General features: G+C 52.9%; 23 protein-coding genes and 1 other annotated feature (1 of these 24 running past the window's edge). Of the genes, 9 read left to right on the top strand and 14 right to left on the bottom strand.

From position 1 onward, the window contains the following. Nucleotides 1–38: a sequence feature (Phe leader region), on the top strand; it begins 88 nt to the left of the window's first position. A gap of 22 nt (nt 39–60) precedes the next feature. Then, entirely contained in the window at nt 61–1,221 is a 1,161-nt protein-coding gene (gene pheA, locus ACUY4Q_RS05835) for a bifunctional chorismate mutase/prephenate dehydratase (protein ID WP_458046125.1), read from the top strand. Here pheA and ACUY4Q_RS05830 read toward each other — a convergent pair. The 3 genes from ACUY4Q_RS05830 to aroF all read right to left on the bottom strand — a co-directional run bounded on the left by ACUY4Q_RS05830 (nt 1,218) and on the right by aroF (nt 4,360). Continuing rightward, the gene (locus ACUY4Q_RS05830) at nt 1,218–2,090 is read right to left on the bottom strand and encodes an SMP-30/gluconolactonase/LRE family protein (RefSeq protein ID WP_458046124.1); all 873 of its coding nucleotides are present in this window, start codon (nt 2,088–2,090) and stop codon (nt 1,218–1,220) included. The two genes, pheA and ACUY4Q_RS05830, sit on opposite strands and share 4 nt — an antisense overlap. A 68-nt stretch (nt 2,091–2,158) precedes the next feature. Then, nucleotides 2,159–3,280, bottom strand: coding sequence for a bifunctional chorismate mutase/prephenate dehydrogenase (gene tyrA, locus ACUY4Q_RS05825; protein ID WP_458046123.1), 1,122 nt, complete (start codon nt 3,278–3,280; stop codon nt 2,159–2,161). A 9-nt stretch (nt 3,281–3,289) separates the two neighbouring features. Then, nucleotides 3,290–4,360: a 3-deoxy-7-phosphoheptulonate synthase AroF gene (gene aroF / locus ACUY4Q_RS05820; protein ID WP_458046122.1), complete on the bottom strand. Its 1,071-nt coding sequence runs from the start codon at nt 4,358–4,360 to the stop codon at nt 3,290–3,292. 479 nt (nt 4,361–4,839) lie between these two features. Here aroF and dgcN point away from each other — a divergent pair, with 479 nt between their 5' ends. Further along, nucleotides 4,840–6,051, top strand: coding sequence for a diguanylate cyclase DgcN/YfiN (gene dgcN, locus ACUY4Q_RS05815; RefSeq protein ID WP_458046121.1), 1,212 nt, complete (start codon nt 4,840–4,842; stop codon nt 6,049–6,051). A 35-nt stretch (nt 6,052–6,086) separates the two neighbouring features. Here the strand turns inward: dgcN and ACUY4Q_RS05810 are convergent, their stop codons facing one another. The 7 genes from ACUY4Q_RS05810 to ffh all read right to left on the bottom strand — a co-directional run bounded on the left by ACUY4Q_RS05810 (nt 6,087) and on the right by ffh (nt 11,679). After that, nucleotides 6,087–7,451: a PepSY-associated TM helix domain-containing protein gene (locus tag ACUY4Q_RS05810; RefSeq protein WP_458046120.1), complete on the bottom strand. Its 1,365-nt coding sequence runs from the start codon at nt 7,449–7,451 to the stop codon at nt 6,087–6,089. Nucleotides 7,452–7,504: 53 nt separating this feature from the next. After that, nucleotides 7,505–7,870 carry a DUF2946 domain-containing protein gene (locus ACUY4Q_RS05805; protein ID WP_458047269.1) on the bottom strand — a complete coding sequence of 122 codons (366 nt, stop codon included), beginning with the start codon at nt 7,868–7,870 and terminating at the stop codon, nt 7,505–7,507. Nucleotides 7,871–8,045: 175 nt separating this feature from the next. Beyond that, nucleotides 8,046–8,393, bottom strand: coding sequence for a 50S ribosomal protein L19 (rplS, locus tag ACUY4Q_RS05800; RefSeq protein ID WP_006178051.1), 348 nt, complete (start codon nt 8,391–8,393; stop codon nt 8,046–8,048). A 43-nt stretch (nt 8,394–8,436) separates the two neighbouring features. Next, the gene (gene trmD, locus ACUY4Q_RS05795) at nt 8,437–9,204 is read right to left on the bottom strand and encodes a tRNA (guanosine(37)-N1)-methyltransferase TrmD (protein ID WP_458046119.1); all 768 of its coding nucleotides are present in this window, start codon (nt 9,202–9,204) and stop codon (nt 8,437–8,439) included. A 45-nt stretch (nt 9,205–9,249) separates the two neighbouring features. Beyond that, nucleotides 9,250–9,798: a ribosome maturation factor RimM gene (gene rimM, locus ACUY4Q_RS05790; protein ID WP_458047268.1), complete on the bottom strand. Its 549-nt coding sequence runs from the start codon at nt 9,796–9,798 to the stop codon at nt 9,250–9,252. 18 nt (nt 9,799–9,816) lie between these two features. Beyond that, nucleotides 9,817–10,065 (bottom strand): 30S ribosomal protein S16, encoded by a 249-nt coding sequence (rpsP, locus tag ACUY4Q_RS05785; protein WP_437433199.1) that lies wholly within the window; start codon nt 10,063–10,065, stop codon nt 9,817–9,819. A 252-nt stretch (nt 10,066–10,317) separates the two neighbouring features. Further along, entirely contained in the window at nt 10,318–11,679 is a 1,362-nt protein-coding gene (gene ffh / locus ACUY4Q_RS05780; RefSeq protein WP_458046118.1) for a signal recognition particle protein, read from the bottom strand. A gap of 169 nt (nt 11,680–11,848) precedes the next feature. Here ffh and ACUY4Q_RS05775 point away from each other — a divergent pair, with 169 nt between their 5' ends. After that, nucleotides 11,849–12,637: a cytochrome C assembly family protein gene (locus ACUY4Q_RS05775; RefSeq protein WP_458046117.1), complete on the top strand. Its 789-nt coding sequence runs from the start codon at nt 11,849–11,851 to the stop codon at nt 12,635–12,637. A 17-nt stretch (nt 12,638–12,654) separates the two neighbouring features. Then, complete coding sequence (locus tag ACUY4Q_RS05770; protein ID WP_458047267.1) at nt 12,655–13,944, top strand: HlyC/CorC family transporter; 1,290 nt, start codon at nt 12,655–12,657, stop codon at nt 13,942–13,944. Between the two features lie 55 nt (nt 13,945–13,999). Here the strand turns inward: ACUY4Q_RS05770 and grpE are convergent, their stop codons facing one another. Beyond that, nucleotides 14,000–14,593 (bottom strand): nucleotide exchange factor GrpE, encoded by a 594-nt coding sequence (gene grpE, locus ACUY4Q_RS05765; protein ID WP_458046116.1) that lies wholly within the window; start codon nt 14,591–14,593, stop codon nt 14,000–14,002. A gap of 122 nt (nt 14,594–14,715) precedes the next feature. On the opposite strand from grpE, the gene nadK reads away from it, so the two are divergent. From nadK to ACUY4Q_RS05745, 4 genes are all read left to right on the top strand, one after another. Next, nucleotides 14,716–15,594, top strand: a complete 879-nt coding sequence (gene nadK, locus ACUY4Q_RS05760) for an NAD(+) kinase (protein ID WP_458046115.1) — start codon at nt 14,716–14,718, stop codon at nt 15,592–15,594. A gap of 86 nt (nt 15,595–15,680) precedes the next feature. Beyond that, a complete protein-coding gene (recN, locus tag ACUY4Q_RS05755; RefSeq protein ID WP_458046114.1) occupies nt 15,681–17,342 on the top strand; it encodes a DNA repair protein RecN in 1,662 nt (553 codons plus the stop codon). Between the two features lie 148 nt (nt 17,343–17,490). Then, nucleotides 17,491–17,832 (top strand): outer membrane protein assembly factor BamE, encoded by a 342-nt coding sequence (gene bamE / locus ACUY4Q_RS05750; RefSeq protein WP_458046113.1) that lies wholly within the window; start codon nt 17,491–17,493, stop codon nt 17,830–17,832. A 54-nt stretch (nt 17,833–17,886) separates the two neighbouring features. Beyond that, complete coding sequence (locus tag ACUY4Q_RS05745) at nt 17,887–18,405, top strand: ClbS/DfsB family four-helix bundle protein (protein WP_458047266.1); 519 nt, start codon at nt 17,887–17,889, stop codon at nt 18,403–18,405. Nucleotides 18,406–18,407: 2 nt separating this feature from the next. Here ACUY4Q_RS05745 and ACUY4Q_RS05740 read toward each other — a convergent pair whose 3' ends face one another. Next, on the bottom strand, nt 18,408–18,698 hold the full coding sequence (locus ACUY4Q_RS05740) for an RnfH family protein (protein ID WP_458046112.1): 291 nt from the start codon (nt 18,696–18,698) through the stop codon (nt 18,408–18,410). Continuing rightward, on the bottom strand, nt 18,688–19,125 hold the full coding sequence (locus tag ACUY4Q_RS05735; protein ID WP_458046111.1) for a type II toxin-antitoxin system RatA family toxin: 438 nt from the start codon (nt 19,123–19,125) through the stop codon (nt 18,688–18,690). Before ACUY4Q_RS05735 ends, ACUY4Q_RS05740 begins: the two co-directional genes overlap by 11 nt. Nucleotides 19,126–19,284: 159 nt before the next feature. Between ACUY4Q_RS05735 and smpB the strand changes: the two genes are divergently transcribed. After that, entirely contained in the window at nt 19,285–19,767 is a 483-nt protein-coding gene (gene smpB / locus ACUY4Q_RS05730) for an SsrA-binding protein SmpB (RefSeq protein ID WP_437433209.1), read from the top strand. 56 nt (nt 19,768–19,823) lie between these two features. Here the strand turns inward: smpB and ACUY4Q_RS05725 are convergent, their stop codons facing one another. After that, a complete protein-coding gene (locus tag ACUY4Q_RS05725) occupies nt 19,824–20,993 on the bottom strand; it encodes a beta-barrel domain-containing protein (protein ID WP_458046110.1) in 1,170 nt (389 codons plus the stop codon). Nucleotides 20,994–21,003: the final 10 nt, after the last annotated feature.

Below are 21,003 nucleotides of genomic sequence, written 5' to 3'. Positions count from 1 at the left end.
GAACATTAAGGCCTCCCAAATCGGGAGGCCTTTTTTATTGATAACAAGAAAGGCAACACTATGACATCGGAAAACCCATTACTGGACTTACGAGTAAAAATCAGTGCGCTGGATGAGCAGCTTCTCTCTTTGCTGGCAGAGCGGCGGGAGCTGGCGGTTGAGGTAGGCAAAGCCAAGCTGGCTTCACACCGTCCCGTCAGAGACATTGACCGCGAGCGTGATTTGCTCGAGCGTTTAATTCAACTGGGTAAAACGCATCATCTCGACGCGCACTACATCACCCGCCTGTTCCAGTTGATTATCGAAGACTCTGTCCTGACCCAGCAGGCTTTACTTCAGCAACACCTTAATAAAATTAATCCCCATTCCGCCCGCATCGCTTTCCTCGGCCCCAAAGGTTCCTATTCGCATCTGGCGGCGCGCCAATATGCTGCTCGTCACTTCGAACACTTTATTGAGAGTGGTTGTCCGAAATTTCACGATGTCTTCAACCAGGTCGAAACCGGTCAGGCTGATTACGCCGTTGTCCCTATTGAGAACACCAGTTCTGGGGCAATTAATGACGTATACGATCTGCTCCAACACACCAGTTTATCGATTGTAGGCGAGATGACGGTACAGATTGACCACTGCGTGCTGGTCTCCGGCTCAACCGATCTTCAGACCATCGACACCGTATACAGTCATCCCCAGCCGTTTCAGCAGTGCACAAAGTTCCTGAATCGTTACCCGCACTGGAAAATTGAATATACCGAGAGTACATCGGCGGCGATGGAAAAAGTGGCACAAGCCAATTCTCCACGCGTTGCTGCGCTGGGTAATGAAGCCGGCGGTGCGCTTTATGGTTTACAGGTTCTCGAGCGCATTCAGGCAAACCAGACACAAAACATGACTCGCTTTGTGGTGCTGGCGCGAAAAGCGATAGATGTGTCGGATCAAGTGCCGGCCAAAACAACCCTGTTAATCGCCACCGGCCAACAAGCGGGTGCCCTGGTAGAGGCGCTGCTGGTCCTGCGCAACCACAATCTGATCATGACCAAGCTGGAATCGCGCCCCATTCACGGCAACCCGTGGGAAGAGATGTTCTATCTGGATATCCAGGCTAACCTGCAATCTTCGGACGTACAAAAAGCCCTACGCGAGCTCACCGCCATTACGCGCTCATTAAAAGTATTGGGTTGTTACCCAAGCGAGAACGTGGTTCCCGTCGATCCGGTTTAACGTTCAATAAACAGCGATTTCTTCATTCCTGCCACTTTCACGGGCAGGGTGAAGATCGCCCCTGAAAGCGGGTATTTCTCCACTTCATCCGCATCCATATTCTCTCGCGTAGTGGTAATAAACAGCGTTTTCATATCAGCACCGCCAAAACAGACCATCGTCGGGCAGCGAACCGGCAGGTGATACTCCTCAAGCTGCTGCCCCTGAGGTGAAAAGCGAGCAACGCGCCAGCCGTCAAAGAGTGCACTCCAGTAACATCCTTCTTCATCCATCGCCGCCCCATCAGGAATGCCTTCACCGGCTGTAAACTGGCGGAACGTTTCACGCCTGCCGGGCTCACCATTTTCATCAAGCGGCGTGCGATAGATTACGCCATTCGGCGTATCAGAGGTGTACATCCAACGCTTATCCGGACTGAATGCCAGCCCATTTGCGCCCTTGATGTCACCCTGGATAACACGCGGTGCCAGGTGGTTATCGATGCGGACTAATAGCGCACCGTTGTAATCCCCAGGGCTCCAGAAAGTACCAGCATAGAAACGCCCAAGATGATCGGTGCCACCATCGTTAAAACGCGCGAGCTGAGGGTTGGAAGGGTTGTCGCACACTTTTTGAACCAATAACCCACGCTTGTCAGCCAGCCAGATAGCATTACGCATAGCGACGATAAATCCGCCTTTTTCACGCAACGCAAAACAGCCCACCTCTTCGGGGAAACAGAGCACACTATGCTCGCCGGAAGCGAGATGATAACGATGAATTTCCCCTTCCAGAATATCGGCCCACCAGAGTGCCTGTTCCGCTTCGCTCCAGGTCGGGCATTCCGGCAAGTGCCCGGTATAATCAAATAATGTCTGTAATTCAGCCATATCCTGTCCCTTAAAAAGAAAAAGCCAGCGGCACCCCGCTGGCTTCTCAGTATATACGGCAATCTGACTTACTGACGGCTGTCGTTCGCCTGACGCAGCAAAACGCGGCTTTCATTCTGGAAGCGTTTGGCGTAATCACCAAACCAATGCTCCACTTTGCGGAAACTGTCGATAAACGCCTGCTTGTTCCCCTGCTCAAGCAAACCAATCGCCTCGCCAAAGCGTTGGTAGTAGCGCTTAATTAAGGCCAGATTGTTTTCCGACGACATAATAATGTCTGCATAAAGCTGCGGATCCTGGGCGAATAAACGTCCAACCATCGCCAGCTCAAGGCGATAGATAGGGGAAGAAAGCGCCAGCAATTGTTCAAGCTGAACATTCTCTTCCGCCAGATGTAGCCCGTATGCAAAGGTCGCAAAGTGGCGAAGCGCCTGAATAAACGCCATATTCTGATCGTGCTCAACGGCACTAATACGATGCAGTCGCGCGCCCCAAACCTGAATTTGTTCCAGGAACCACTGATACGCTTCCGGATTACGCCCGTCACACCAGACCACAACCTGTTTTGCCAGGCTGCCGCTGTCTGGTCCAAACATCGGATGCAGCCCAAGTACCGGCCCCTTATGCGCGGTCAGCATGGCTTGCAATGGCCCGCTTTTGACTGAGGCAAGGTCGATGAGGATACAATCCTCCGGCAGTGGCGGAAGCTCAGCGATGATTTGCTCGGTAATGTGAATAGGTACACTCACAATCACCATGCCCGCATCCGCAACAATCTCCGGTGCCTGCGCCCAGTCGTCTTTTTCAAGGATGCGCACTTGATAGCCCGAAAGCGTGAGCATTTTCGAGAAAAGCTGCCCCATCTGCCCGTTGCCACCCACAATCACCACCGGGCGCAGCGACGGGCACAGGGTTTTAAATCCTTTGTCATTCTCACTGGAATAGGATTCGCGCATGACCCGACGAAGGACATCTTCAATCAGGTCCGGCGGTACGCCCAGCAGTTCGGCTTCTTTGCGACGCGAAGCCAGCATAGAGGCTTCACGTTCAGGAACATAAATTGGCAGGCCATACTTACTCTTGACCTCGCCGACTTCCGCTACCAGCGACATACGGCGCGCCAGCAGCTCCAGCAACGCCTTGTCGACTTCATCAATTTGATCGCGTAATGCGGTCAGCTCTGCAACCATAACACCCTCTTAAGCCAGACGTGCCGCAAGGCTGCTACGCAGATCGTTGTTGATTTCGCGCAACAGGGATTCCGTGGCTTCCCAGTTGATACACGCATCGGTGACGGAGACACCGTATTTCATTTCACTACGCGGCTGCTCGGAAGATTGATTGCCTTCGTGGATATTGCTTTCAATCATCAGGCCGATAATTGAACGGTTACCGTCTTTAATCTGTGCAACAACCGACTCAGCCACTGCAGGCTGGCGGCGGTAATCTTTGTTCGAGTTACCATGGCTGCAATCTACCATCAGCGAAGGTTTGAGTCCCGCCTGTTCCATCTCTTTTTCACAGTGAGCCACGTCGGCCGGGCTGTAGTTTGGCGCCTTACCACCGCGCAGAATGACGTGTCCGTCCGGGTTACCCTGCGTCTGTAGCAGGCAAACCTGCCCTGCCTGGTTAATGCCGACAAAACGGTGCGGCATAGCAGCGGCACGCATGGCATTGATCGCGGTGGCGAGGCTACCGTCAGTACCATTTTTAAACCCAACCGGCATAGAGAGGCCTGATGCCATTTCACGGTGAGTCTGGGACTCAGTCGTGCGAGCACCAATCGCGGACCAGCTAAACAGGTCGCCCAGATACTGTGGGCTATTCGGGTCAAGCGCTTCCGTCGCCAGCGGCAGGCCCATGCTGACCAGTTCAACCAGCAAACGACGAGCAATCTTCAGACCACTTTCAACATCAAACGAGCCATCCATGTGGGGATCGTTAATTAACCCTTTCCAGCCGACGGTGGTACGGGGTTTTTCAAAATAGACGCGCATCACCAGATAGAGGCTATCGCTGACCTCTGCGGCAAGGGTTTTAAATCGACGGGCATATTCAATCGCAGTTTCTGGATCATGAATCGAGCAAGGGCCACATACCACCAGCAGGCGCGGATCGCGTCCAGCAATAATGTTGGAGATGGTCTGGCGTGATTGCTCGATTTGCGCTTCTTGCTCAGCGGTGAGCGGGAAGGTGGCTTTTAATTGATCCGGAGTGATCAGTACATGTTCATCGGTGATATGTACGTTATTCAGCGCGTCTTTTTGCATGATGGCGATCCTGTATAGCTCGTTTGCGATAGTTGATCCTCAGCGAGGAGAGCACAACAATATCACAACGAGTAAAGATATCAATCCATATTACGTACAGATTTATTTACACAAGGCAAATTTAGCGAAATTTATGCTTAAAATCGTAAACAAAAGAGTACAGTTATGCACTAAGCACTTTCCCGTATAGCCGTCAAACAGCGCGTTATTCTGTCTTTCTCGCCCGACACATCGGCTCCTGGTTATTTAATCCGGCCCTTCACATTCTTCAGAATTATTGTCGTTGAGTGCCCGAGACGTATTAAATGAATGAGCGAAGTGTGAATAAGGCAGAATTCGCAGCCCCATAAGCCCGATATAATCCTCGCCATATGCGCAACAGGATGCGAAGGCAATAATGTTACTCTGCCACGAATGGGCTTTTGATCTGTTAGAGGGAATGATTCAGCGGCACATCATGCCTGCGCGGAAGAACAAGGATGAATAAGATATTGTCTCGCCCGACATTTATAAGCCGAATGCGGCGCATAAGCCTGATAAGCGTAATCATTACGATGACACTCATCTGGCTGTTGTTGAGCGTTGCGTCCGTTTTTACCCTGCAACAGTATGCCCAGAAAAACCTCGAATTTACGGCCATGACCATGAGCCATAGCCTGGAAACCGCGTTGGTTTTCGGCGATGACGCCGCCGCAGCAAACACGCTAACGGCCCTCGGTCAACAAGGCTATTTCTCCGAAGCCGAAGTTTTGGACCGCAACAAGCGACCGGTTGCTGGCTGGAGCTGGTCCCCGGATGACACCCATTCCCTGTTTAACGGCTTCCTGAGCCGCTGGCTTTTGCCTTCTGCCGTCACCCAGCCAATTTTGCACAATGGTTTTTATATGGGTGAAATCAGGTTACGCGCTTTTGATAATCTGATTAGTCATTACATCTTCCTGTCGCTAATGGTTCTGACAGGCTGCATTATTTTCGCCTCCGGCATCGCCTTTCTCATCACCCGACGCCTGCATAATGGTATCGCGGAGGCGCTGCAAAATATGACTGACGTGGTTCACGACGTGCGCACTAACCGCAACTTCTCACGCCGAGTGAGTGATGAGCGTATCGCGGAATTTCATCTCTTTGCCCAGGATTTCAATAGCCTGCTGGATGAAATGGAAGAGTGGCAGCTCAGCCTTCAGGCGAAGAATGCCCAACTGTTGCGCACCGCACTGCACGATCCGCTCACTGGCCTCGCGAATCGTTCTGCATTTCGTAGCAATATCGCAACGTTGATGAAGGAAGCGACGTCACGTGCAAGCTCTGCCCTGCTTTTCCTGGATGGTGATAACTTCAAATGCATTAACGATACATGGGGTCATGCCGCCGGGGATTGCGTACTGATTGAGGTAGCCAGAAGGCTGATGGAGTTTGGCGCTGGGCACCATCTAGCCTACCGCATCGGCGGTGATGAGTTTGCAATGATCCTCGCTGATGTACATTCGGATGCCGAGGTCCAGCGTATTGCCTCTCACCTCTCATCACAATTCTCCAGGCCTATCGATTTGCATAACGGCAGCACGGTCATCATGACCCTCAGCATCGGTTATGCCCTGACGTGGGAGCATGTGACTGCGGACAGCTTGCTTGAGCTGGCCGATAAAAATATGTATCAGGTTAAAAACCGCCGCGCCCAGTCCTCCTGGTGAGGCTTAAGTAAAAAGGCGGGTTTCCCCGCCCTTCATCACGCATTCTGCTGAACTGTCCTCTGCCTGGCTTGACGCCAACGAATAACATCCACCAATAAAAATGCAATCAAGCTTGCCCCCATTATCGGTAACGCTGCGCCAAAGATCATGGCGATACAGAGCGTGACGATGCGGCCCGTCAGCGGCAGAGCTAACCAGCTCTGGCTCAGCGTTTCCCCGGGATTTATTAACGCCCCCCGCGGACGGCGTAACCACCAGAGCCGATAACCCAGCAGAATCGCAACGCAAAGCGCCAGTCCAAACGCAATCAGGACCCATTGATTTGCCAGCCCAAACAGCACACCCATATGAAAATCGACACCCCAGCGCGTCAGTTTAGCCATCAGGGGGTAATCCTCAAACCGGGTATGATCGATAACCTGCAGGGAAGCACCATCCACCGCCACGGCATCCACGCGGGTTGGCCAGGACCGGTCTATTTCTGTAACCGTCCAGGCGCGAGAGGCATCACGCGGCGGTCGAATTTCCAGCTTATCAGCGCGGATTCCTTCACGCTGTGCAGACTGCAATACCTTATCGAAGAGTGGCAATTCAATATGTTCAACAGGCATCGTCATGCCTGCATGATGTATATGATGGTTAGCATGCGGATCATGGGCTTGCTTCCCTTTACTCAACAGAGTGTTGACCTGGGGGGTCAACCAACCAAACGCAGCACGCATTTTATCGACATTTCCCCCCGCCCATTGTGACCAGGTGAGCCCCGTTGCGGAAAAAAGCAACATTCCCGCCAGCAATCCCCACCCCAGGCCAGTATGTAAACGACGCGTCTTTTGTACCCTGTTGTTAATACGCCGTTTGGGTCGGGTATAAAACCAGAGAACAATGCCACCCAACGCCGCTACCCACATCCATGAAGCTGCCAGTTCACTGTAGATGCGCCCCGCATTCCCCAGTAGCAGCGAACGGTGCGCATAGTCAATCCACTGGCGAAACGGCAAGATACCGCTGGTACCGTAAACCGTCAGATCGTCTTTCACGCTGAGCGTCACCGGATCGATGAACACTGCGCGGCTTTCTGATTCCCCCAGTTGCGGATCGGCAAACATGACGCGTGTGGTTTCGCCAGCAATCAGTGCTGGCCGCACGGCAGAGATTTTCAAATGACCGCCGGTCACCTGTTCTGCAATCGCGACCTGTGAAGCCAGCGGCTGATTCTCACCGGATGTAGAACCGGTCAGGGCGTCTTTATATAAGGCGTGCTCAAGTTGTGGTGACGCAACGTATAGCGTGCCGGTCAAGGCTGCGATGAAAATAAACGGTCCGACAAACAGTCCGATATAAAAATGAAAGCGACGCAGCAGGGTTATCCAGGCCGCGCGCGGGGTGCAGGTCGTCATACTTTTGTTTCCCGAAAGCAAAAGGTTTCACTGCGCTAAAGCACAGTTCTTTATCAATGGAAAAAAGCAGACGGGTGCGGCGGTGCGCGGGTGTCAGGCCAGAGCCAGGGGAAGAAACGCCAGTGCCTGAGCACCGGACGATGAACCCGCACACAAATCCGTTGCTGAACAAGCGAGAGCAGCACGACCAGTGCGAGCATAAGCCCAGGAACATGCGCCAGGAGCACGCAGTAACCGCAGGCTTCGGCATGATCCACGGGAACGGAAGTAGGCATCATTTCGTGATCATGGTGCCCGGTCATCGACATCGAACTCATGTCATGATGCATACCCGGCATCACGCTCATCGGATCTTTTTGCAGGGCAACGGAGATTAGCGGCGCGACGACGATCAGCAGGATCGCAAACAGCGCGGACATTGCCGCCGTGCGTTGCCAGATTGTCTGATGCTGTTTGTCCGCCACATATCCCCCGTTAAAGCGTCGGTAGTGTAAACGATTTATGGCGAGGAAGTTAACAGGTTCGGCCAGAGGCAATAAAAAAGGGCCAGCCCACAGGCCAGCCCTTTTATTCAGGATGTCGCGAAAGCGAATCTTAGTTAAGACGCTCTTTGATACGAGCAGACTTACCAGTGCGCTCACGCAGGTAGTACAGTTTAGCTTTACGTACAGCACCACGACGTTTAACAGCAATGCTGTCAACAACCGGAGAGTGAGTCTGGAAGACACGCTCAACGCCTTCGCCGTTGGAAATTTTACGAACAGTGAATGCAGAGTGCAGACCGCGGTTACGAATAGCGATAACCACGCCCTCGAATGCCTGCAGACGTTTTTTGGAACCTTCAACAACCCATACTTTCACTTCCACGGTATCACCCGGACGGAAGGAAGGTACGTCCTGCTTCATCTGCTCTTGTTCAATTTGCTTAATAATGTTGCTCATAATTTAATCTCTTATCCTGGGTAAACTGATATTTGGGTGCGTGTTACGCATTCCCATCATGTTCATGCTGCTGTTGTGCGTGTTCCTTTTTGAACTCCGCCAGCAACCTTGCTTGCTCTTCAGTCAGAGCCAGGTTTTCCAGAAGTTCAGGTCTTCTAAGCCAGGTCCGGCCCAGCGACTGTTTCAGGCGCCAGCGACGTATCTCAGCATGGTTCCCCGACAGTAATACCGCCGGTACTTCCATCTCTTCTAACACTTCAGGTCGGGTATAGTGTGGGCAGTCCAGCAACCCATCAGCAAAGGAATCTTCGATTGCTGAAGCTTCATGGCCCAGTACGCCCGGAATAAACCGGGAAACCGAGTCAATCAGCGTCATTGCCGGTAACTCACCACCGCTGAGTACGTAATCACCGATAGACCATTCTTCATCTATTTCGGTTTGGATTACGCGCTCATCTACCCCTTCGTAGCGACCACACACCAAAATCAGTTTCTGATTCGTTGCCAGTTCGCTAACGCCCGCTTGATCAAGCTTGCGTCCCTGAGGTGACAGATAAATCACCTTCGCGCCTTCACCCGCCGCGTCTTTTGCTGCATGAATGGCGTCCCGCAAAGGTTGCACCATCATTAGCATCCCCGGTCCGCCGCCATAGGGACGATCGTCCACGGTACGGTGCCGGTCATGAGCGAAATCACGAGGACTCCAGCTCTGGATGCTCAGCAGGCCATTTTTTACTGCCCGGCCAGTTACCCCGTAGTCGGTAATCGCACGAAACATTTCTGGAAACAGGCTAACAATACCTATAAACACAAGCCCATCCCCATAGTGCCGTATTTTTACCGTATATCCGGAGGTTTAAAAACCAGGATCCCAATCTACAACAATAGTTTGCGTAGCGAGATCGACTTTCTTGATAACCTGCCCATCGAGGAACGGAACCAACCGCTCCTTGATACCAAATGCATCTTTCAGGTTTGCCTTAATGACGAGAACGTCATTGGATCCGGTTTCCATCATATCGATGACTTTTCCCAGACCATAACCTTCAGTGGTCACTACCTGGCAGCCCATCAGGTCTTTCCAGTAATAGTCACCCTCTTCCAGCTGCGGCAACTGCGTGGTATCTACGACAATTTCGCAATTGGTCAGCAGATTCGCAGCATCGCGATCATCAACACCTTTCAGTTTGATGACGATGTCCTGATTGTGGTAGCGCCAGCTTTCCAGCTCAATGCTCTGCCACTGACCCGCCTTCTGGATAAACCAGGGCTGATAGTCAAAAATGCTTTCGGCGTCTTCAGTGGAGGAAAACACTCTGAGCCAACCACGGATACCGTAAGAAGATCCCAGTTTACCCAGCACAATCGGATTAACAGGGCTCTGTGCGGCGTGTTGCTTGCTCATCATGACCACCGTGACAGATTAAGCTGCTTTATTTGCTGCTTTGATCAGCGTAGCTACGCGATCAGAAACGGTAGCGCCCTGGCCAACCCAGTGAGCGATACGATCCAGATCCAGGCGGGTGCCTTCTTCTTTCTCGGACGCGATCGGGTTAAAGAAGCCAACGCGCTCAATGAAGCGACCGTTGCGTGCATTACGGCTGTCAGTGACAACAACCTGGTAGAACGGACGCTTTTTAGCGCCGTGACGAGCTAAACGAATAGTTACCATAACATCCTCTTGTGTGAATAAAACAACAGGCCCCGTCGAGGAACGGAGCCCGGTGTCATATTAAAAGCCCGAAAATTTTACTGATTTTTGGGAAAAAAGCAATCAGCAGTTACTAACTCTGCTGTAGAAGGCCGTCGGCGGCGCAGTGAGTTCGGTGCCGGCGTGCGCGCAGCCACCGCAGCGTACACGCAGTACGTGAGGATGGCGAGCACACCCCGGTGCCGAAATAGCAAGCGAGCCAGGCCGGAAAGATTAGCGGCCAGGGAAGCCTGGTGGCATCATACCTTTCATCCCCCGCATCATTTTCGCCATCCCACCCTTCTTCATCTTCTTCATCATGCGCTGCATGTCGTCGAACTGTTTCAGAAGGCGGTTCACGTCCTGCACCTGCAGGCCACAACCCTGAGCGATACGGCGTTTGCGGGAACCTTTGATGATTTCAGGTTTGGCACGTTCTTTCAGCGTCATCGAGTTAATGATGGCTTCCATACGCACCAGGACTTTATCGTCCATCTGTGATTTAACGTTGTCCGGGATCTGACCCATACCCGGTAGCTTGCCCATCAGGCTTGCCATACCGCCCATGTTTTTCATCTGGCGCAGCTGCTCAAGGAAGTCGGTCAGATCGAAACCGTCGCCTTTTTTCAGCTTGGTCGCCAGCTTCTCCGCCTGCGCGCGGTCAACTTTGCTCTCGATATCTTCGATCAGCGACAGCACGTCGCCCATGCCCAGAATACGGGAGGCAATACGGTCCGGGTGGAACGGCTCCAGCGCTTCGGTCTTTTCACCGACGCCAAGGAACTTGATAGGTTTACCGGTGATATGACGGATAGAAAGCGCGGCACCCCCACGGGCGTCACCGTCAACTTTAGTCAGAACCACACCCGTCAGCGGCAGCGCTTCATTAAACGCTTTTGCGGTATTTGCCGCATCCTGGCCGGTCATGGCATCGACAACAAACAGCGTTTCTACCGGCTTAATGGCCGCATGAACCTGTTTGATTTCGTCCATCATCGCTTCGTCAACGTGCAAACGGCCGGCGGTATCCACCAGCAGCACATCGTAGAATTTCAGCTTCGCTTCTTTCAGCGCTGCGTTAACGATATCGACAGGTTTCTGCGCAACATCTGAAGGGAAGAAATCCACTTCAACCTGCTGCGCCAGCGTTTCCAGCTGTTTGATCGCCGCCGGGCGATAAACGTCCGCAGAAACAACCAGTACTTTTTTCTTATGCTTTTCGCGCAGGAATTTACCCAGCTTACCGACGCTGGTGGTTTTACCCGCGCCCTGCAGGCCCGCCATCAGCACGACGGCAGGCGGTTGCGCTGCCAGATTCAGTACCTGGTTCTCTTCGCCCATTGCCGCAACCAGTTCGTTGCGCACAATTTTGACGAACTCCTGACCCGGAGTCAGGCTCTTATTGACTTCATGACCCACCGCTTTTTCTTTCACGCGGTTGATGAAATCACGCACCACTGGCAGCGCGACATCCGCCTCCAGCAGCGCCATGCGCACTTCGCGCAGTGTCTCTTTAATGTTGTCTTCAGTGAGGCGTCCACGACCACTGATATTGCGCAGCGTGCGCGACAAACGATCGGTTAAATTATCAAACATTGTCTCTCGCCTGAGGTAAAACGATGGGCCGCTAGAGCGACGCATAACAGAAATTTGCAGCAGTATAACATGAAGACATTACTGATGTATGTGATGCAACGGTTGGAGCCGAGGTCACGTAACGCTATACTGCTTTTCTTTCTCATTCGGTCTGACTGTCGACGCCACTATGCCCGTTTTCGCTCTGCTCGCTCTTGCTGGTTACTCTGTAAGCCTTGCGCTGATCATTCCCGGTTTGCTCCAGAAAAACAGTGGCTGGCGGCGTATGGCTATGTTCTCAGCGGTCATTGCCCTGATGTGCCATGGCTTCGCATTGAAAGAACGCCTTTTCCCGGATGACGGGGGGCAGAACTTAAGTTTATTGAACGTCGGTTCGCTGGTCAGTCTGATGATCTGTACGGTGATGACCATTGTGGCATCAAAAAACCGTGGCTGGTTACTGCTGCCGATCGTCTATACCTTTGCCCTTATCAACCTCGCGTTTGCCATATTTGTTCCTAATGAGTACATCACCCATCTGGAGGCCAGTCCTGGGATGATGGTGCATATCGGCTTGTCGCTCTTTTCTTACGCGACGCTGATCATTGCCGCAATGTACGCGTTACAGCTTGCCTGGATCGACTATCAGCTCAAGAATAAACGTCTGGCATTCAGCCATGAAATGCCGCCATTAATGAGCATTGAGCGTAAAATGTTTCACATTACCCAGGTGGGCGTCGTCCTGTTGACGCTGACCCTGTGCACCGGTTTGTTCTATCTGAACAACCTCTTCAGCACGGAAAATATCGACAAAGCCGTGTTGTCGATTATCGCCTGGTTTGTCTATATCGTTCTGCTGTGGGGCCACTATCATGAAGGATGGCGCGGTCGTCGGGTCGTCTGGTTCAACGTGGCAGGTGCAGGTATCCTGACGCTGGCCTATTTTGGCAGCCGCGTTCTGCAACATTTTCTGAGCTAATCAAGAAGGAATTTCCTCTGGAACACATATCCACCACGACGCTGATCGTCACCCTGATCATCATGGTGGTGATTTCGGCGTACTTCTCCGGTTCTGAAACCGGCATGATGACCATCAACCGCTATCGCCTGCGTCACCTGGCAAAACAGGGGCACCGCAGCGCGCGACGTGTCGAAAAATTACTGCGAAAACCGGACCGCCTCATCAGCCTTGTGCTCATCGGTAACAACCTGGTCAATATTCTCGCTTCGGCACTGGGTACTATTGTTGGGATGCGTCTGTACGGTAACGCCGGGGTGGCGATTGCAACTGGGGTCCTGACCTTTGTGGTACTGGTCTTTGCCGAGGTGTTACCAAAAACCATCGCTGCGCTCTACCCTGAAAAAGTCGCCTTCCCCAGCAGCGTGCTACTCGTCCCGCTGCAAATCATCATGATGCCCCTGGTCTGGTTGCTAAACAGCGTGACCCGGGTATTAATGCGGATGGTGGGAATTAAAGCGGATGTGGTGATCAGCAGCGCGCTCAGTAAAGAGGAACTGCGCACCATTGTGAACGAATCCCGCTCGCAAATTTCGCGGCGCAATCAGGACATGCTGCTGTCTATACTGGACCTCGAAAAAGTCAGTGTTGACGACATCATGGTGCCGCGTAGCGAAATAGTCGGCATCGACATCAATGACGACTGGAAGTCGATCGTTCGCCAGCTTACACACTCCCCGCACGGCCGCATCGTGCTGTATCGCGGCTCGCTGGATGACACCATCGGCATGCTGCGCGTGCGCGAAGCCTACCGTTTGATGACCGAGAAAAAAGAGTTCACCAAAGAGGTCATGCTGCGTTCAGCGGACGAAATTTACTACGTTCCGGAAGGCACGCCGCTCAGCATGCAACTGGTGAAATTCCAGCGTAATAAAAAGAAAGTCGGCCTGGTGGTCGATGAATATGGGGACATTCAGGGGCTGATCACGGTTGAGGATATTCTGGAAGAAATTGTCGGTGACTTTACCACCTCAATGTCGCCTTCCCTTGCCGAAGAAGTGACCCCGCAAAACGACGGTTCAGTCATCATTGATGGCAGCGCCAACGTGCGTGAGTTAAATAAAGCGTTCAACTGGCAGTTGCCGGAAGCCGAAGCCCGGACAATTAACGGGATGTTACTGGAAGCGCTGGAAGAGATCCCGGCAGCGGGAACGCGCGTGCGCATTGAGCACTACGATATTGATATTCTTGATGTGCAGGACAACATGATTAAACAGGTGCGGGTCATTCCGGTCAAACCGATTCGCGACAGCGTGGCGGAACAGTAGCCCGGTAGAATAAGGGCCGGGGAAGCGTAAACGTCACCCGGCCCTGCGAAGAGGTTTAAGCCTTCGCTTTCGCGACTGTCACCATCGCAGCACGAATGGTGCGGCCGTTCAGCGTAAAGCCTTTTTGCATTACGCCAAGCACGTTACCGGCAGCCACATCCTCAGACTCCACCATCGCAATGGCCTGATGCACGTTTGGATCCAGCGGTACGTTCGTTTCAGCGACCACTTCCACACCGAATTTTTTCACCACATCCAGCATGGATTTCAGCGTCAGCTCAATACCTTCGACCATTGAGGCCATATCCGCATTGTCCTTGTCCGCCACTTCCAGCGCGCGCTCAAGGCTGTCGATGACCGGCAGCAGCTCGTTGACGAACTTCTCCAGCGCAAATTTATGCGCTTTCTCAACGTCAAGCTCAGTACGACGACGCAGGTTTTCCATTTCGGCTTTAATACGCAGAACACCATCACGCTCGCGGGTCTGCGCTTCAACCAGTTGCGCTTCGAGGTCGGCAATCTTCTCATCGCGCGGGTCCACCTGTTCAGCAGAAGCATCTGGTTCAACTGCCTCAATGTCCTCGTGCTGATCCATGATAATTTCGTCCGGGGCTTGCCCGTCAGGCGTTTTCTGTTCTTTACTACTCATGAATTTCTCCGCGTTTTTTCGCATTCATCTCGCTAACTTCGCTTATTATGGGGATCTGTTTCCGGGTTTCAAGGGAACGCGACACATTGTCATCATTCATTTGGCACAAGGACCACCAGAAAATGGCTCATCATTTCAAGTGTATTGGTATTGTCGGTCATCCTCGCCATCCCACCGCACTGACCACACATGAAATGCTTTATCGCTGGCTGTGTGCAAAAGGGTATGAAGTGATTGTCGAACAGCAAATAGCCCAGGAGCTGAAATTAACTGCCGTGCGCACCGGTACGCTGGCAGAGATAGGCCAGCAGGCTGACCTCGCGGTGGTCGTCGGCGGTGATGGCAACATGCTGGGCGCCGCACGAACGCTTGCCCGTTACGATATAAAAGTGATTGGTATCAACCGTGGCAACCTGGGTTTTTTAACCGACCTGGACCCGGACAATGCGCAGCAGCAATTGGCCGATGTGCTGGAAGGTCATTATATTGCCGAGAAGCGTTTTTTACTGGAAGTGCAGGTCTGTCAACAGGATTGCCAGAAACGTATCAGTACCGCCATTAACGAAGTGGTGTTGCACCCGGGCAAAGTCGCCCATATGATTGAATTTGAAGTCTATATCGACGAAACCTTCGCCTTTTCTCAACGTTCCGACGGCCTGATTATCTCAACACCTACCGGTTCGACCGCGTATTCCCTCTCCGCGGGCGGCCCTATTCTCACACCGTCACTGGATGCCATCACGCTGGTGCCGATGTTCCCGCATACCCTGACCGCGCGCCCCCTGGTTATCAACAGCAGCAGCACCATTCGTTTGCGCTTCTCCCACCGCCGTAGCGATCTGGAAGTCAGCTGTGACAGCCAGATCGCGCTGCCGATTCAGGAAGGAGAAGATGTGCTGATTCGCCGCTGCGATTACCATCTCAATCTGATTCACCCCAAAGACTATAGCTATTTCAATACATTAAGCTCAAAGTTGGGTTGGTCAAAAAAATTATTCTGAAACCGGGTACAGGGCTTTACTGTATATAAAACCAGTCATATACTGTATTTAAATACAGTTATGGTTTTTCATACAGGAAAGCAACCATGTTGGCACAACTGACCATCAGCAACTTTGCAATTGTTCGTGAGCTTGAGATCGATTTCCTCAATGGAATGACCGCTATCACGGGTGAAACAGGTGCGGGTAAATCTATTGCGATTGACGCGCTTGGGCTCTGTCTTGGTGGTCGTGCAGAAGCCGACATGGTGCGTACCGGTGCCGCGCGTGCCGATCTCTGCGCCCGCTTTGCGCTGAAAGATACCCCCGCCGCCCAGCGCTGGCTTGAGGCTAATCAGCTTGAAGATGGACGTGAGTGTTTACTTCGCCGCGTAATCAGCAGTGACGGTCGCTCACGCGGTTTTATCAATGGTACGGCGGTTCCTCTCTCGCAACTTCGTGAACTGGGTCAGTTGTTAATTCAGATCCACGGGCAGCATGCGCACCAGCTATTGGTTAAATCCGAACATCAGAAAGCGCTGCTTGATGGTTACGCCGGTGAGTATGCACTTACTTTGCAAATGACCGAACATTATCGCCTCTGGCATCAGAGCTGTCGTGAACTGGCGCAGCATCAACAATTGAGTCAGGAGCGCGCGGCGCGCGCCGAGTTGTTACAGTATCAGTTAAAAGAGCTGAATGAATTTAACCCGCAGGCGGGTGAGTTTGAACAGATTGACGAAGAGTACAAACGCCTGGCCAACAGCGGTCAGTTGCTGAGCACCAGTCAGCATGCCCTGAATTTACTGGCCGACGGTGAAGATGCCAATCTGCAAAGCCAGCTCTATACCGCACGCCAGATGGTGACTGAGCTGACAGGCATGGACACCAGCCTGTCGGACGTGCTCACCATGCTTGAAGAAGCGGCAATCCAGATCAGTGAAGCCAGCGATGAGCTGCGTCACTATTGTGACCGCCTGGATCTCGACCCCAATCGCCTGTATGAACTGGAACAGCGTATCTCCAGGCAGATTTCGCTGGCGCGTAAACATCACGTTAGTCCGGAAGCGCTGCCCCAGTTCCATCAATCCTTGCTGGATGAACAGCAGCAGCTTGACGATCAGGCCGACTCCCAGGAGACGCTGAAGCTGGCGGTGGAAAAACATCACCAGCAGGCCCTGGAGAGCGCACGCATGCTGCATACGCAGCGCACAGCCTATGCTCAGGAACTGGGCCAGCTCATTACCGAAAGCATGCATATGCTTTCCATGCCGCACGGCGTATTCGCCATCGACGTCAGCTTTGATGAGCACCATCTCACCGCAGACGGCGCGGACCGTATTGAATTCCGGGTGACCACTAACCCAGGCCAACCGTTACAGGCCATTTCGAAAGTGGCATCCGGGGGTGAACTGTCACGTATTGCGCTGGCGATTCAGGTCATTACCGCGCGTAAGATGGAAACACCGGCCCTCATTTTCGACGAAGTGGATGTGGGTATTAGCGGACCAACGGCAGCGGTGGTCGGTAAACTGCTGCGTCAGTTGGGGGAATCCACTCAGGTCATGTGCGTGACTCATCTGCCGCAAGTGGCAGGTTGCGGCCATCATCACTTCTATGTCAGCAAAGAGACGGATGGTGCCATGACAGAAACACATATGCAGCCACTGGATAAACGCGCTCGCCTGCAGGAACTTGCTCGTCTGCTCGGAGGCAGTGAAGTGACCAAAAATACGCTGGCAAATGCGAAAGAGCTGCTTGCTGCCTAAACTTTTTGGTAAAACTCGGGTCTCAGTACACGATAAATTCGCCGCAGGACCAGGTAGCAAAGGTTTCAAACTGGCTAAAGGTCTATTATTATCGGCATATTACAAATGAGCTACGTACTGTTCGGGCCCGAAAAGGAATCAAATCATTATGCGTTGTAAAATGCTGACTGCTGCCGCAGCGGTTCTACTGATGTTGACCGCAGGCTGCTCCACTCTGGAGCGAGTGGTATACCGCCCTGATATCAATCAGGGAAACTACCTGACCCCGAATGACGTTTCTAAAATCCGTGTAGGGATGACGCAACAGCAGGTTGCATACGCACTGGGCACGCCGATGATGACCGATCCGTTCGGTAGCAGCACCTGGTTCTACGTCTTCCGCCAGCAGCCGGGCCACGAAGATGTCACCCAGCAGACGCTGACCCTGACCTTTAACAGCAACGGTGTGTTGACCAACATAGACAACAAACCCGCACTGACAAAAGAGTAATTCCGAACATCAGATGGCGCCTCCGGGCGCCATTTTTCATTTCAGGGAGAGATGATGGCTGTTCCAGAGAGTAAAACCGCCCTGCTTGAGGCAATGGAAAAATCTGCCATTGCGTTACGTAAGAAACTCGACCGCATTCCAGCGGACATGGCTTTCGAACCTTGTCTGGAAGGGCATGCGGCAGGCACAACAATGAGTGCCGCCAACCTCGTCAGTTACCTGATTGGCTGGGGCGAGCAGGTGCTTTACTGGCATCAACAGGAAGCCGCAGGCGGTGAGATTGATTTTCCCGCGAAAGGGTTTAAATGGAATGAGCTGGGCAAGCTGGCGCAAAAGTATTACGCCGATTATGCGCATGTGCAGTCATGGCCAGAGCTGCTGCTTCTGCTGGAAGATAATCAGCATCGGCTACGCGAACGGGTCGAGAGCTTTACTGATGAAGCGCTTTACCATCAACCGTGGTACGGGAAGTGGACGCGAGGGCGAATGATTCAGTTCAACAGCGTCTCGCCCTGGAAAAATGCCAGTGCGCGACTGAACCCGCTGCTTAAAACGTTGGCCCCGCCCACCTGAGACTATTTCTTTGCCGATTGTTCCGCGCGCTGGCGGCGCAGCTCTTTCGGATCAGCAATCAGTGGGCGATAGATTTCAATGCGATCGCCGTCGCCCACCGGGTCGTGCAGCTTAGCCGGACGGCTGTAAATGCCGACTTTGTTTTTGGCTAAATCAATATCTGAACGCAGCTCCAACAGGCCAGAGGCGATAATGGCCTGCTCAATGGTCGTGCCCTCTTCCACCACCAACCGCTGCAGGTACTGCTTTTCCGGCAAGGCATAGGCAACTTCGATACTGATCTTACCCGGCACTGTAAACCTCTTTCGCACGGTGGGTAAACGCCTGCACCATATTCATCGCCAGCTCTTTAAATATCCGACCAAACGCCAGCTCAATCAGCTTATTGGTGAATTCGAAATCCAGGCTGAACTCGATACGACAGGCATCTGCACTGAGCGGAACGAACTTCCAGCCACCCATTAATTTTTTGAACGGTCCATCCACCAGATGCATCAAAATGGTCTGGTTAGCGGTAAGTGTGTTCCTGGTGGTGAAGGTTTTACTGATACCCGCTTTGGAGACATCTACCGCCGCCGTCATTTGCGTCGGACCGGATTCCAGAACCCGGCTGCCCGTGCAGCCCGGCAGAAACTCCGGGTAGGACTTCACATCATTGACCAGTTGGTACATTTGCTCCGCGCTGTAAGGCACCAGCGCAGTCCGGCTAATCTGAGGCATAACATTTCCTGCGATCACACAATCCTTAAATAATAACATTTCCCATAGATGAAAGGAAAACGCTATGCCGGAACTCGTGCTAAGATGACACGTTGAACCTCACAGGATGCAATGAGGTCTTTTTTTGGATATCAGATTACAAATGGCTTCACGACACTTATGACGAAGAAAAAAGTACACAAACCCGGTTCCGCTACCATCGCGATGAATAAGCGCGCCCGCCATGAATATTTCATTGAAGAAGAGTTTGAAGCAGGACTCTCTTTACAGGGCTGGGAAGTGAAATCCCTGCGCGCAGGTAAAGCCAATATTGGCGACAGCTATGTGATCCTGAAAGATGGTGAAGCGTACCTGTTTGGTGCCAACTTCACGCCACTGGCCGTGGCCTCCAGCCACTACGTCTGCGACCCGACCCGTACCCGCAAGCTGCTGCTAAATCAGCGCGAGCTGGACTCCCTTTACGGTCGTATCAACCGCGAAGGCTATACCATCCTCGCCCTCTCGCTGTACTGGAAGAATGCCTGGTGCAAAGTCAAAATCGGCGTGGCGAAAGGTAAGAAACAGCATGACAAGCGCTCTGACCTTAAAGAGCGTGAATGGCAGCTGGATAAAGCCCGCATCATGAAAAACGCGGGCCGTTAAACCCGGCGTCAACCGGACGCTTAATGCAAGCGTCCGGGCCTGTTCTGCTTCGGCCACTACCTTTCGCGCAGCGCCTCGTTGACCTTGTTCAACGGTTTAATCAGATAATCGAGCACCGATTTCTGTCCGGTCTTGATCTCGACGTTTGCCACCATCCCCGGCAGGATGGGGAAACGTTTACCGCTTTTATTCTCCAGCTCCGCGCTATTAGTCCGCACATAGACGCGATAGTAGAACTGATCGCGCCGGACCTCATCCTGCAAGGTATCCGGTGACACAATCTCTACGGTACCTTTAAGGTCGCCATAGATCGACGAGTCATAGGCCGTCACTTTGACGGTGGCCGGCAGCCCCGGACGGATATAGGCAATATCTCGCGGATTGATCCTTGTCTCCACCAGCAGTTGATCTTCCAGCGGTACGATCTCCATCAGTTTGCCCCCTGGCTGTAAAACTCCCCCGACGGTCGTCACCTGAATATCTTTGACAATCCCGCGTACGGGCGAGGAGAGGGTTGCCCTGTCAACCTGATCGGCTTTACCGGCCAGTACCTGCAACTGGGCATCCAGATCGGCATTATTTTTCACCTGTTCCTCGCGCGCACGCACCGCGTACTGATTACGCGCTTCGTCGATTTTGCCCTTCAGTTCCGAGGCCTGTCGCTGCAGGCGTATCACTTCAACATCGCTGGCCGCCCCTCTCGCAACCAACGGCTGAGTCATTTTAAGCTCAGCGTTCACCAGCTTAAGCGCCTGCTGGAGGTTCGCCACTGTCTCATCCAGATTACGCCTGCGGGATTCATACAGCTGGCGTTCACGCGCCACCAGATCGGGTTCGCGCAGCGATTCAGCGCTGAAACGCAAAGGCTCCCCCGTCAGCTCTGAACGCAGACGCTCGCTTGAGGCGCGCAGCGTTCGCGCACGGGCGGCGGCTTCACCGTAATTTGACTGAAAGCGAGTGGGATCGAGACGGGCCAGCATCTGCCCACGCTCAACAATATCGCCCTCTTTCACCATCAGCGCACTGACGATTCCCCCGTCCAGACTCTCGATAACCTGCGCATGCGTTGAAGGGGTAATTTTTCCCGTCCCGACCGTCACCTCATCGAGGATGGCCCAGGCCGCCCAGGCCACAAACAGCACCATCGCAATCAGCGTCAGCCAGATAACCGATGAGTAAAATCGCCCCTGGCGCGCCAGGTCTTCCTGCATAGTCAGTTGACTCATCCGCGGCTCC

The organism is Phytobacter cepae, assembly GCF_054165735.1.
This window is presented reverse-complemented; position numbering and strand designations above follow the sequence as displayed.